Source organism: Arthrobacter sp. 05N428_2 (assembly GCF_056397065.1).
On record NZ_JBFTMR010000001.1, the window covers coordinates 232,361 to 245,072 of the forward strand.

Sequence of the window (12,712 nt, forward strand, 5' to 3'; positions counted from 1 at the left end):
CGCGGTAACCCTCACGAAGCAGGAACCCGCCATGGTTGGAACGAGGCAGCAGTCAGGACCTGCGCGGAACCGGCCGCCGGGCCGGGCGCTGCCGCGGCCCAGTCGCGGCCAGCTTAGGACGGCCGGAGCCCGGCCTCCCGCGTCGGCCTACTCAGACGGCGCAGCCGTCCGGTCCGCAGGCCCCGCTGTCCTGGCCGTCTGCGCCGGCGTCAACCATCACCAGCGGGTGGCTTTCCTGCCATGCCTGCTCGAGGGCTGCGGTGAAGGTTTCGACGGGCTGGGCGCCGGAGAGCCCAAACTTGCGGTCGATCACGAAGAACGGCACACCGTTGACGCCCAGGGCGCCTGCCTCGGCGAAGTCTTGCCGGACGTCGTCGGCGTATTTTTCCGAGCTGAACAGCTCGTCCAGTTCGGCCGCGTCAATCCCGAGGTCCAGCCCCAGCGAGGTGAGGTAGTCGCGGCTGCCGATGTCGCGGCCGTGCTCGAAGTGGTCGCTGAGCAGCCGTTCCTTCGCGGCCGACTGCTTTCCGTGCGCTGCGGCGAGGTGGATCAGCCGGTGGGCCGTGAAGCTGTTGGCAACCACGACGGCGTCGAAACGGTAGTGGAGGCCCTCGCCGCTGGCCTGGGCCGCCACGTGCTCGAACATCCCGGCGACCTGGGCCGGGGCCATGCCCTTGCGGGTGCTCAGGTAGTCCAGCTCGGTGCCGTCATAGTGCTCCGGCAGGCTGGGGTCCAGCTGGAAGCTGCGCCACTGCACCTCGACGGCATCGCGGTGCGGGAAGGCCGCGAGGGCGGTTTCAAAGCGGCGCTTGCCGATGTAGCACCAGGGGCAGGCCACGTCGGACCAGATCTCAATCTTCATGCTGTGGACAACCACACCGGGCCCGGGCTCATTCCCGCGCGACCGGGCGCAGCATGACGTAGTCGTGTTCCACGGTGGTCCCCAGCCTGAACGACTTGGTGCCGACCTTCCGGAAGCCGGACTTCTGGTAAAACCGGATGGCCCGGGCGTTCTGGTTGTTCACGCCGAGCCAGAGGCTTGCCGCGCCCGTGACCGCTGCCGCGGCGATGCTGGCCTGCATCAGTTCGGCCGCCGCGCCCAGGCCGTGGTGGTCCGGGTGGACGTAGCACTTGCTCAGCTCGACCGAAGGCAGAAGGGTCAGTGCCGCGGCAAGGTCGGGGTCGTGGACAACGCGGTCCACCAGCAGGCTGTAGCCCCGGAGCTCCCCGGCCTGATCGATCACCAGAACCGTGACCTGCGGATCGGCGAGGTACTCCCGGAAGTTGGTTTCGCTGAGCGTGTTTGCCAGGTGGGCGGCGATGTCCTCCGGCCGGGACTGCGGCGGGCAGGCCAGCGGAAAGGTGACGGCCGCCAAGGCTGCCAGCGGGCCGGCGTCGTCCGCGGTTGCTGTCCGGATCAGGTGGGTCATGCCCAAAATGCTAGCGCGCCGGCCGTGCCGCCGAACATTCGACGGGGTAGGCAACGTACGCGAACCGGGCCGAATCGGGGGACCAGCTGTTGACGTTTAGAGTGCCCTGGCCGCCAAACAGGGTCCAGGTGTGGAGCGGTACGGTCCAGTCCTCGGTTGAAACCGCGATGATTTCAACCGGCAGGTCGGCCGGGTGTCCTTTGGTCCCAGGCGGGAACCGGAGATAGCAGGCGAAGCGCCCGTCCGGTGATAGATGCGGGAACCAGTCCACCGTTCCGCTCTCGATCAGGCGTTCAAGACCGGATGCGCCAGGCTGCACGCGGGCGAGCTGGGCGCGGCCGGCCTGTCCGCTGAAGGCTTCCGTGTTGAAGTAGAGCCATTCACCGTCCGGGGAATACTCCGGGCCGTCGCTGTGTCCGCGCCCGACGTCGACGAATGCGGAGGCACCCCCGCCAGCCGGCATCGTCATGATCCGGCCCGGGTTTCCGGAGTTGCCGGCCTCGATGCCCACGTACGCCAACTCCTGGCCGTCAGGGCTCACACCGTGAAGGAAACGGAATACGCCGTCGTCCGCGGTGATCCGTGTCGCCGGGCCGCCCTGGAGCGCCGCCCGGTAGATATGGCCGTCGTTGGCCGAGAGATAGATCAGGCCGCCGGGCGCGAGTACGTGGTCGTTGTTCAGGGTCGTTGTTCAGATCCGGGATGCCGGAGACGGGGACCTCGCCCAGCGAGCCGGTGCCGAGGTCCAGCCGCCACAGCGACCCTGCCCCGTTGAGGATGAGCGCGGCACCGTCGTGGGTCCAGTTGGGTGCCTCGACGAGCAATTCCCCGGTGGAGAAGACCAGTTCCCGCGCCCCGGTCATCGCGGAGGCGGTCCAGACCTCGCATCGCTGGTCCGGCAGCAGGACCCGCGGTGCCATGGTGCAGCCCGTCCTTACTGTTTGAACGCGGCGTCGAAGGAGGAAGTCGACGCCGGGAAGTCGAACCGCTTGAGCGCGGCGAGCGCCTCGGGAGCGCCGTGGAGACGGTCCATGCCGGCATCCTCCCACTCCACAGAGATGGGGCCGTCATAGCCGATGGCGGTGAGGGCGCGGAAGGACGATTCCCACGGCACGTCGCCTCGTCCGGCGGAGACGAAGTCCCAGCCGCGGCGCGGGTCGCCCCAGGGCAGGTGCGAGCCCAGGACGGTGTTCCGGCCGGTCTGGCGGAGCTTGGTGTCCTTGCAGTCCACGTGGTAGATCCGGTCCTTGAAGTCCCAGATGAAGGAGACCGGGTCGATGCCTTGCCACATGAAGTGGGACGGGTCCCAGTTCAGCCCGAAGGCCTCCCGGTGGCCGATCGCCTCGAGGGTCCGGACAGTGGTCCAGTAGTCGTAGGCGATCTCGGAGGGGTGGACTTCGTGGGCGAAGCGGACACCGCATTCGTCGAAGACGTCAAGGATCGGGTTCCACCGGTCCGCGAAGTCCTGGTAGCCGGCCGCGATGACCTTCTCCGGCACGGGCGGGAACATCGCAACGTACTGCCAGATCGAGGACCCGGTGAAGCCGACCACGGTGTCGACGCCCAGCGCCCGCGCGAGCCGGGCGGTGTGCTTCATTTCCTCGGCGGCGCGGGCGCGGACGCCCTCGGGGTCACCATCTCCCCAGACCTTGGCCCCGACGATCGCCTCGTGGCGGAAATCGATCGGGTCGTCGCAGACGGCCTGGCCCTTGAGGTGGTTGGAAATGGCCCAGACCTTGAGGTGGTACTTCTCGAGCACCGCGAGCTTGGACTCGACGTAGCCGGGCTCGTCCCAGCGCCAGGCGTCCAGGTGGTCGCCGGAGACGGCGATTTCCAGGCCGTCGTAACCCCAGCCGGAGGCCAGACGCGCGACTTCCTCGAAGGGGAGATCGGCCCACTGGCCGGTGAACAGGGTGTACGGGCGGGGCATTTCAGGCTCCTTCGGTAATGGGGGCGAGTACGGGGGACTGTGCCAGCCCGACGGTGGAGCCGCGTGCCGCCGCGCTCTCCTGAACTGCGGCCAGAATACGCTGGACAGCCAAGCCGTCCTCGAACGACGGCGTGGGCTCGGTTCCGCTGCTTATCGCTGCGAGGAAGTCCCGTGCCTGGTGGGTGAAGGCGTGTTCCCAGCCGAGCACGTGCCCCTGCGGCCACCATGCACTGACATAAGGATGTTCCGGATCGGTCACGAGGATGCGGGTGAATCCCTGTTCGCGGCTCGGCACCGTGCCGTCGAGGAACTGCAGCTCATTGATATTCTCCAGATCGAAATGGAGCGCGCCCCGGCTGCCATACACCTCGATCGACAAAGAATTCTTCTTCCCGAGCGCCACTCGGGACACTTCAATGCTGGCCACGGCACCTCCGGCCAGGGACAGCGTGGCCCAGGCCGCGTCGTCGACCGTCACGGGCTCCGGACCGCCGGAGCCGGGACGCTCTGTGGTGAACGTGTGCAGCCGGCCGGAGACCTCCGTGACCGTGTCACCCAGAAGGAACTGGACCTGGTCGATGGCGTGTGAGGCGATGTCCCCCAGGGCCCCGGATCCGGCGGACTCCTTGCGCAGCCGCCAGGTCATCGGTGCCTGCCCGTCTGCCAGCCAGTCTTGAAGGTAGCTGGCGCGCACCTGCCGGATGGTGCCTAAGCGGCCGCCGCTGATCAGTTCCTTGGCCAGGGCCAGGGCGGGGACGCGCCGGTAGGTGTACCCCACCATGGACTGCACGCCGCGGTTGCGGGCCGCCTGTGCGGCCTCGACCATGGCTTCGGCCTCGGCGAGGGTGTTGGCCAACGGTTTTTCCACCAAGACGTGTTTGCCCGCAGCCAGGGCGGCGATGGCGATCTCGGCGTGCAGCCAGCCAGGGGCGCAGATGTCGACGACGTCGATGTCGTCCCGGGCGATCACCTCGCGCCAGTCCGTGGCGGACTCGGTCCAGCCGTACTGCGCGGCGGCGGCCGCGACCCCGGCGGGATCGCGGCCGACGAGGATGCGCCGTTCGAAGGCCGGCCCGTCGAAGTAGCTGGCCACGTTCCGCCACGCGTTCGAATGGGCTTTACCCATGAAGGCGTAGCCGATCATGGCAACGCCGAGGGGCCGGGCGGCTTCGTGATCCAGCATCGGGGGCATCCTAGAGAGTAGCGGCGGTAGGGTCCCAGTCGGCGGGCAGCGGGGGAGCCGCCGACGCAGTACTGGCCAGGTCGATGAACGTCCCGGTCTCGATGGACTCGGCGATCGAGACCATCGCGTCGAGCACGTGGTAGGCCATCTGCCCTTGGGCGCGGTGCGGAACGCCTGCCCGGATGGCGCGGGCCATTTCCAGGACGCCGGTGCCGCGGGAGGACTTCGAGCCGACTGCTGCGATGACCTCCGGCGCCTCCGCGCCGCGGCGCGTCAGCAGGATATCGCCGTCGAACATGTTCGGGTCGGGGAAAGCAATGGTCGCCTCGGTCCCGTTCACCTCGACAAAACCGGCCCGCTGCAGGTTGGAGTCGAAGCTGAAGATGCTCTGCGATGACTCGCCTCCGGCAAACTGGGCGATGGCGCTGACATGGCTGGGCACGGTGACGTCGAATTCCTCACCCGCTTTGGGGCCGGAACCAATGATGCGCTTCTGCCGGGACGTGGACCCGAAAGCCGCCACCTTGGCGATCGGGCCAAAGGTCTGCACCAGCGTGGTCAGGTAATACGGCCCGATGTCGAAGAGCGGACCCGCACCCTCCTGGAACAGGAAAGCAGGATTCGGGTGCCAGGATTCCGGGCCCGGGGACTGCATCAGCGTCAAGGCGGTCAGCGGAACACCGATGCCGCCTTCGGCGATAATCCGCAGGGCCGTCTGCAGCCCCGCGCCCAGGAACGTGTCAGGCGCGCAGCCCAGGCGGACGCCCGCGGCGTCAGCGGCTTTGAGCAGCGCGAGCCCGCTCTCGCGGTCCAGCGAGAAGGGCTTCTCGCTCCAGACGTGCTTCCCGGCGCCGACGGCAGCGGTGGCAACCTCCACGTGGGCTGCCGGCGTGGTCAGGTTGACGACGATTTCGACGTCGGGATGGGTCAGCGCAGCCTGGACGCCGCCGGAAGCCGGGATGCCGAATTCTGCGGCGCGGGATGCGGCGGCGTCTTCGAACATGTCGGCCACGACGTGGACCACCACGTCCGGAAAGCTTGTGAGGTTGCCGAGGTATTCCTTGCTGATGACGCCGGCGCCAATGATGGCGACGCCGACCGGGCCGGTCCGCGGAGAGCTTGCCGTGGTCATTACTTCCCTGCTTTCAGATACGTCAGCGAATCGCCGACGGCGTCGAAAATGTCCCCGTTGAAATCGTCGAGCTCCACGACGCCGGCCTCGAGGTTTTTGGCAGCGGCGATGATTTCCCTGATCGGCATCTTGCCGGCACCCACGGCGACCTGGTCTTTGTCCACCTTGGTCAACGGGCCGTCCTTGATGTGGATGAAGCGCACCCTGTCACCGAGCCGTTCAAGCAACGCGACCGGCTCCTCGCCGCCGACTGCGGCCCAGTACGTGTCCACCTCGAGGACCACCCGGGGATCCAGATTCTCTGCCAGGACTTCCAATGCTGACCGGCCGTCGATCCGGTTTTCCAGTTCGAACTCGTGGTTGTGATAGCCCACGGCGATGCCGTATTCGGCGCCCTTGGCGGCTGCCGCGTTCAGTGCCGTGGCTGTCTCTTTGATGTCGGACTCCGTGGTCCACCGGGCGCTGTCGACGTGCGGGTCAATGACCGTCCCGATGCCGAGCTTCTGCGCGGCCTGGAAGATTTCGTCCTGGTCGGCATGGAGCAGCGGGGCATGCCCGGAGGGGGCCGTGAGCCCGTTCGCGACCAGGGCGGCCGCGAGGGCGTCGGCCGTGGCCACGAAGTTGTACGGTTCCACCGCGGTGAAGCCCAGCTCCGCCACGCGTTTAACCGTGCCTTCCAGATCTTTTTCCAAGGGGCCTCGAACGGTGTAAAGCTGAAGGGAGTAAGTCACAGGTTCTCCTGGCGTAGATGCTTTCGGCGCGAGGCCGATCCCGGCAGTTGCTGGCTTGTGCGCGGCGAAGGAATATTACGGACCGCCGCTTCAGCAAAGCTAGAACAGCTTCTGTCGGCAGTCAAGCAAAAGTTGTGCGTCGTCACTCGCCGAAAGGGATTGTGACAGAAATAAGCCCGTCATGCTTACATTGATCCATGTCAATTCCGCCCCTCTCCGAGTTGCAGTCCTCCCGCATTCCCGCGTCTGTCGCGCCCGGGGCCAGTCAGGCCCGAACCGGGGAACTCTTCCAGCTTCTGCGCGACGGGCGGGCCCGTACGCGCGCCGAACTGGCCGAGTTGACCGGTTTGGCAAGGTCGACCATCACCGCCCGGGTTGACGCGCTCAGTTCAGTGGGCCTCATTGGTCCGGCCGGCGAGGCGTTTTCCTCCGGCGGCCGGCCGCCGTCGCGCTTCGCCTTCCAGCCCTCCGCCCGCATAGTCATGGCCGTGGATGTCGGCGCCACGCATATCCTGGTCGCGGCGACGGACTTGAGCGGCCGGGTCCTCAACGAGTCAAGGCTGGAAATCGAGATCTCCGCCGGGCCGCAGGCGGTGCTTGACCTTGTTGTGAAACTCTGCCGCACGCTGTTGTCCGAGACCGGACGGGACGCGCGCGAACTGGCAGGCATCGGGATCGGCTTGCCCGGACCCGTGGAACACTCCAGCGGCAAGCCGGCCAATCCGCCCATCATGCCGGGCTGGGACGGCTTCGATGTGCCGCACTATATTCAGCGCAGTTTTGACACGCACGTCGTCGTCGACAATGACGTGAACATCATGGCGCTGGGGGAGCGGGCGTTCTTCTGGCCCGACGTCGACAGCCTGCTGTTCATCAAAGTTGCGACCGGAATCGGGGCCGGCATTATCAGCGGCGGCTTGCTGCAGCGCGGCGCGGACGGCACCGCGGGCGACATCGGGCACGTCCGGGTACCGCGCGGAGATGGCCTTCTTTGCCGGTGCGGCAACCACGGCTGCCTGGAGGCGCTCGCCTCGGGGCCGGCGGTGGCCGCAGCGCTGGCCGCAGAGGGGGTCCCGGCTGTAACCGGTGAGGATGTCCTCCAGCTTGCCCGGAGCGGCAATGTCAAAGCAGTCCAGGCCATGCGCCAGGCCGGCCGTGACCTGGGGGACGTGCTCGCCATCTGCGTAAACCTGCTCAACCCCTCCGTGATCGTGATCGGCGGCGGGTTGGCAGCGGGTGGAGAGTATCTCCTGGCCGGCGTCCGCGAGGTGGTCTACCAGCGCTCCCTCCCGCTGGCTACCGCCAGCCTGCGCATTGTCCAGTCCATGGCAGGCGACCAGGCCGGTGTGCTTGGGGCGAGCCGGATGGTCGTTGATGACGTCCTCTCGCCGGCGAGCATCGAAGCCATGCTGGAGAAGGCCTAAGCGGCCCGGGCGGGTGCCCAAAAATATTTCCATCGTCTGAGACGGAACTTTTGATTGACCATCAACATAAGTTCCACTAGCTTTGTGGAAAGTCCGGAGTCCGGACCCTTGACGTGCTGCGGCGGCAACAGCAACTCTTCTTCCGCTTCTTCCTCCGGTTCGGACGCTTCCGGTTCAGGCGGCACCCTCACATACTGGGCCAGCAACCAAGGCACCAGCCTGGACAATGACAAGCAGGTCCTGACCCCACAGCTGGAGAACTTCACAAAGCAGACCGGGATCAAAGTCAACCTCGAGGTCATCGGCTGGAACGATCTACAGACGCGCATCCAGACGGCCGTCACGTCAGGCCAGGCGCCCGACGTGGTGAACATCGGCAACACGTGGGCGGCATCCCTGCAGTCCACCGGGGCCTTATGCCGTTCGATGACGCGGCGTTCAAGGCCATCGGCGGCAAGGACAAATTCGTCAAGACCGCGATGGACACCGGCGGGGTTGCCGGCCAGGATCCGACGTCGGTTCCTGTCTACGGGTTGGCCTACGGGCTGTATTACAACAAGGCGATGTTCGCGGCGGCCGGCCTGACGCCCCCGAACAACTGGGAGGACCTGGTCGCTGACGCCAAGAAGCTCACGACCGGTGGTAAGTACGGCTTTGCCCTGGCCGCGGGCAGCTACACCGAGAACGCCCACTTCGCGTTCATCAACGCGGCCCAGAACGGAGCGGATCTCTTCGACAAGGACGGCAAGCCGACGTTCTCCTCGGACGGGGTGGTCAACGGGATCGCGCGGTACCTCGACTTGATGCAGAAGGACAACGTCGTCAACATCGGTAACGCCCAGTACGACAACGGGACCAAGGCAGTGAACGACTTTGCCACCGGCAAGGTAGCCATGATCCTGAACCAGAACAACGCCGACAACTCGATCGTCGCCAACGGCATGACGAGCGACAAGTACGGCGTTGTTCCGTTCCCGGCGCCCTCGGACGCCAAGTCCCAGACGGCCAGCCACGTTGCCGGCATCAACCTGTCCATCTTCAAGAACACGAAGAACAAGGACGCTGCCCTCAAATTCGTGAACTTCATGACCAGTGCGGAGACGCAGACAGCCCTCGACAAGCCGTTCTCGGCGCTGCCCGTGCTCAATGCGGCCACTCCGAACTTCACCGACAACGCGGAGGAAGCGAAAACCTTTGCGGATATCTATGCCACCAAGTCCAAGCCTCTCCCCCTGGTACCTGCCGAGGACCAGTTCGAAAGCACCGTCGGCAAGGCGATGAACCAGATGTTCGCCAAGATTGCCTCCGGCGGGACCGTCAGCACGGATGATATCCGCACGGCCATGAAGACGGCTGAACAGCAGGTCGCAGCAGCCGGTTAGCGGCACCGGGTGGTGCCGGGTAGCCCCGGCACCACCCGGTCGGCCGACCGCCCCTACAGAAAGGTCTGTTCCCGTGGCTGCTGCAACGGCACCCCCTATCGCTACCGAGGCCCCTCCGAAGTCCGGGCCCAAACAACGTCGGCCACGTCAGTCCGGCTGGTGGCTGCCTTACGCCCTGCTGACACCGGCCGTCGTCTTCGAACTGGCCATCCACGTCATCCCCATGGTGACCGGCATCTGGATGAGCTTCCTGAAGCTGACCAAGGCATTCATTTCCAACTGGGGCAACGCTCCGGTCACCGGCCTGACGAACTACCAGGTCGCCCTGGACTTCAACGGCGCCGTCGGGGCGGCGTTGCTCCAGTCCTTCCTCGTCACCTGTGCCTTCACTGTCCTGGTCGTTGGCATCTCCTGGACCCTGGGCATGGCCGCCGCCGTCGCACTCCAGGGGAAATTCCGCGGCCAGGGCTTTTTCCGCACGCTCTTCCTGGTTCCTTACGCACTGCCCATGTACGCCGGCATCATCGCCTGGAAGTTCATGCTGCAAAAGGACACCGGCGCGGTCAACCACTTCATCTATGACAATCTCCATCTGGGCGGGGACAAGCCGTTCTGGCTGATTGGCGATAATTCCTTCGTCGCCGTGGTCGTGGTCGCCATTTGGCGGCTCTGGCCCTTCGCTTTCCTGATGCTGATGGCCGGACTCCAGTCCATCCCCACCGACGTCTATGAAGCGTCCGCCGTCGACGGGGCCAAGCCCTTCCGGCAGTGGCGCTCGATTACCCTGCCTATGGTCCGGCCGGTGAACATGGTGCTGCTCCTGGTCATGTTCCTGTGGACGTTCAACGACTTCAACACACCGTTCGTGTTGTTCGGCAACGCACAGCCGCCCGCCGGGGACCTGATTTCCTTCCACATCTACAACGCCTCGTTCCTCACCTGGAACTTCGGCTCGGGCGCAGCCATGTCTGTGATGCTGCTGCTGTTCCTGCTGCTCGTCAGCGGCATTTACCTGATTGTCCTGAACCGGAGGTCCCAGCGTGCGTGAAACCAGCGGTTCCAAGGTGTTCCGGACCATCGTCGTTGCGCTGCTGACCGTCTTCACGGTGGTGCCCGTTTACGTCATGGTTACCTCGGCCATGAAGCCACTGTCCGACGTCCAGGGTGCCTTCACCTGGTGGCCGACGTCGGTGACCTTCGCCCCGTTCATTGACATGTGGAAGACCGTGCCGCTGGCATCGTACTTCGTCAACAGCGTCATCGTCGCCGGAGCGGCGACCGTCCTGAGCCTGCTTATTGCGGTCTTCGCGGCCTACGCGATCTCCCGCTACCGTTTCCTGGGCCGCTCAGTCTTTTCCACCACGATCCTGTCGACGCAGATGTTCCCTGGCGTGCTCTTCCTGCTGCCGCTATTCCTGATTTTCGTGAACATCAACTCCGCCGTCGGAATCCAGCTTGTCGGCACCCGCGCCGGCTTGGTGATTACCTACCTGACCTTCTCCCTGCCGTTCTCCATCTGGATGCTGTCTGGCTACCTTGACGGTATTCCGCGGGATTTGGACGAGGCAGCCAAGGTGGACGGATGCGGACCAATGGGTGCCCTGTGGCGCGTGGTGCTGCCGGCAGCGCGGCCCGGACTGGTAGCGGTCGCCATCTACAGCTTCATGACCTCGTGGGGTGAAGTGCTCTTCGCCTCCGTCATGACCACAGACGCCAACCGGACCCTGGCCGTGGGCCTGCAACTGTATTCCACCCAGACCAACGTCTACTGGAACCAGATCATGGCGGCGTCGCTCGTGGTCAGTGTTCCGGTCGTAGTCGGCTTCCTGCTGCTGCAGCGCAATTTCGTCGCCGGGCTCACGGCCGGCGCGGTCAAATAAAGCCGTCACGTAGATAGTCCCGGTGCGAGCGGCCCTTGGCGACTTCACGGACGGCCCCTTCCGCGCGGATTCCGGCGCGGATTCCGGTCGTCCGCGCAAAGCCCGGGGCCAACCGTGAAGTCGCATTTCTGTCGCTTTCCGGCGGTGGCGACAGGTGCGTGATAGCAATGGGACTGATGAAAACATACTTCTGCCCGGCAGCCGGGCTGCGGACCGCAGCGTGAGCGCCCTGGCAAGGATCCCCCGAGGCGGGCTCCTGATGATCGCGATCGGGCTCATCGCCCTCAATATGCGGGGCCCGTTCGTGGCGGTGGCGCCCGTGGTGGGGACCATGCAACGCGATCTGGGCTTCTCGCCGGTGGAGATCGGCTACCTGACCGGCATCCCGGTGCTCTGCTTTGCGCTCGCCGCGCCGCTGGCTTCGCTTTCCGGTCGGAAGCTCGGGCCCGAGTTCGCGATTACGCTGACCCTGCTCGGCGTGCTGCTCGGTGTCGTGGTCCGGTCCGCCGGCGGCGGCGGCCTCGTCATGCTCGGCACCGTGATCCTCGGCATAGCCATCACGATCGGCAACATCGTGGTCCCGCTGATCATCCGCAGAGACTTCACCCCGGCCAGGCAGGGCGCAGCCATGGGCACCTACACCGCGGCACTCAATATCGGCTCCTTCGCCACCTCCGTGATTACGGCGCCGCTGGCCGAGTGGCTGGGCTGGCGTCCGGCCATCGCTGCGTGCGCCGTCTTCGCGGTCGCCGCGGCCGCCGTGTGGATTCCGGCCGCCGGCCGCAGTTCCTACCGGCCCGAAGCGATCCCCGGGACGGACCCCGCCGAGGCTTCGCGGCGGCCGGCGTCGCGCTGGATCACCGTGGCGCTGACTGTGGGGTTCGCCGGCCAGGCATTCTCCTATTACGGGGTCACCGCCTGGCTGCCCACCCTCCTCGCCGACCAACTCGGGCTGGCGCCGTCGGCGGCCGGCGCCGGATCCTCGCTATTCCAGATCCTGGCAATCGCGGGCGGTCTCGGGGTGCCGTTCGCGGCGCGCTTCGCGAGCACGACGACGGTCGGCCTCACCCTGGGGGCGCTGTGGCTGACGGTGCCGGTGGGGCTGTTGCTGGCGCCCGAGCTGTGGTGGCTCTGGTGCTCCTTCGGCGGTGCGGCCCAGGGCGGCGGCATCACCCTGATCTTCACCGCCATCATCCGGCTGGCCCGGGACCAGGCCTCGGCGGGCCGGATGTCCGCCGTCGTCCAGGGGGCGGGCTACTGCTTCGGCGCCGCGGCGCCCACGCTGCTGGGGTACGTGCATGGCGTCTCCAACTCATGGACCGGGCCGCTGCTGATGATCCTTGGCTCCGTGGCCATGTTCGTCCTGGGCTGTTCGCTGTCTTTGCGCCACGTCCCGAAGGCCCACTAGGGGCGGCGGCTCTCGGGGGTACCGGGCCCTGTTTACTCCGAGATGACAGGTAAGGCCCATGTTCGCTAAGAACATGGGCCTTATTTGTCATCTCGACGACGACGTTTTGAGTCGGCGGGGAAAGTTTTCCGTTGCCGGGCTGCCGCCCCGGATCTCGGGGGGCCTGTTGCGAAGGGCGTGGCAGCCCGGCAAGCGGAATTCTGGAAGTCCCG

Annotated in this window: 13 protein-coding genes and 1 pseudogene; 5 read left to right on the forward strand and 9 right to left on the reverse strand. The window is 66.2% G+C overall.

Annotated elements, in window-relative coordinates:
* Positions 1-151: 151 nt before the first annotated feature.
* The 8 genes from AC1DGI_RS01140 to AC1DGI_RS01175 are packed head-to-tail and all read right to left on the reverse strand — an operon-like array spanning position 152 to position 6,406.
* Positions 152-862 (reverse strand): DsbA family oxidoreductase, encoded by a 711-nt coding sequence (locus tag AC1DGI_RS01140; protein WP_476897441.1) that lies wholly within the window; start codon positions 860-862, stop codon positions 152-154.
* Positions 863-890: 28 nt separating this feature from the next.
* On the reverse strand, positions 891-1,430 hold the full coding sequence (locus AC1DGI_RS01145) for an N-acetyltransferase family protein (RefSeq protein WP_476897442.1): 540 nt from the start codon (positions 1,428-1,430) through the stop codon (positions 891-893).
* A gap of 10 nt (positions 1,431-1,440) precedes the next feature.
* Positions 1,441-1,971, reverse strand: a complete 531-nt coding sequence (locus AC1DGI_RS01150) for a TolB family protein (protein ID WP_476897443.1) — start codon at positions 1,969-1,971, stop codon at positions 1,441-1,443.
* Positions 1,961-2,350 (reverse strand): hypothetical protein, encoded by a 390-nt coding sequence (locus AC1DGI_RS01155; RefSeq protein WP_476897444.1) that lies wholly within the window; start codon positions 2,348-2,350, stop codon positions 1,961-1,963. The genes AC1DGI_RS01150 and AC1DGI_RS01155 overlap by 11 nt, the downstream gene beginning before the upstream one ends.
* Before the next feature lie 14 nt (positions 2,351-2,364).
* Entirely contained in the window at positions 2,365-3,360 is a 996-nt protein-coding gene (locus AC1DGI_RS01160) for a sugar phosphate isomerase/epimerase family protein (RefSeq protein ID WP_476897445.1), read from the reverse strand.
* 1 nt (position 3,361) lies between these two features.
* Positions 3,362-4,543, reverse strand: coding sequence for a Gfo/Idh/MocA family protein (locus AC1DGI_RS01165; protein WP_476897446.1), 1,182 nt, complete (start codon positions 4,541-4,543; stop codon positions 3,362-3,364).
* Positions 4,544-4,553: 10 nt separating this feature from the next.
* Positions 4,554-5,675: a Gfo/Idh/MocA family protein gene (locus tag AC1DGI_RS01170; protein WP_441399372.1), complete on the reverse strand. Its 1,122-nt coding sequence runs from the start codon at positions 5,673-5,675 to the stop codon at positions 4,554-4,556.
* Complete coding sequence (locus tag AC1DGI_RS01175; protein ID WP_476897447.1) at positions 5,675-6,406, reverse strand: sugar phosphate isomerase/epimerase family protein; 732 nt, start codon at positions 6,404-6,406, stop codon at positions 5,675-5,677. The genes AC1DGI_RS01170 and AC1DGI_RS01175 overlap by 1 nt, the downstream gene beginning before the upstream one ends.
* Positions 6,407-6,603: 197 nt before the next feature.
* Between AC1DGI_RS01175 and AC1DGI_RS01180 the strand changes: the two genes are divergently transcribed.
* A complete protein-coding gene (locus AC1DGI_RS01180) occupies positions 6,604-7,830 on the forward strand; it encodes an ROK family transcriptional regulator (RefSeq protein WP_476897448.1) in 1,227 nt (408 codons plus the stop codon).
* Here the strand turns inward: AC1DGI_RS01180 and AC1DGI_RS01185 are convergent.
* Entirely contained in the window at positions 7,827-8,213 is a 387-nt protein-coding gene (locus AC1DGI_RS01185; RefSeq protein WP_476897527.1) for a hypothetical protein, read from the reverse strand. The two genes, AC1DGI_RS01180 and AC1DGI_RS01185, sit on opposite strands and share 4 nt — an antisense overlap.
* Here AC1DGI_RS01185 and AC1DGI_RS01190 point away from each other — a divergent pair.
* From AC1DGI_RS01190 to AC1DGI_RS01205, 4 genes and pseudogenes are all read left to right on the forward strand, one after another.
* Positions 8,131-9,212: pseudogene (locus AC1DGI_RS01190) on the forward strand (ABC transporter substrate-binding protein). The gene AC1DGI_RS01185 and the pseudogene AC1DGI_RS01190 sit on opposite strands and share 83 nt — an antisense overlap.
* A 73-nt stretch (positions 9,213-9,285) precedes the next feature.
* Complete coding sequence (locus AC1DGI_RS01195; RefSeq protein WP_441402680.1) at positions 9,286-10,260, forward strand: carbohydrate ABC transporter permease; 975 nt, start codon at positions 9,286-9,288, stop codon at positions 10,258-10,260.
* Positions 10,253-11,092 (forward strand): carbohydrate ABC transporter permease, encoded by an 840-nt coding sequence (locus AC1DGI_RS01200; RefSeq protein WP_441402679.1) that lies wholly within the window; start codon positions 10,253-10,255, stop codon positions 11,090-11,092. The genes AC1DGI_RS01195 and AC1DGI_RS01200 overlap by 8 nt, the downstream gene beginning before the upstream one ends.
* 259 nt (positions 11,093-11,351) lie before the next feature.
* Positions 11,352-12,500 (forward strand): MFS transporter, encoded by a 1,149-nt coding sequence (locus tag AC1DGI_RS01205; protein ID WP_476897524.1) that lies wholly within the window; start codon positions 11,352-11,354, stop codon positions 12,498-12,500.
* Positions 12,501-12,712 lie beyond the last annotated feature (212 nt).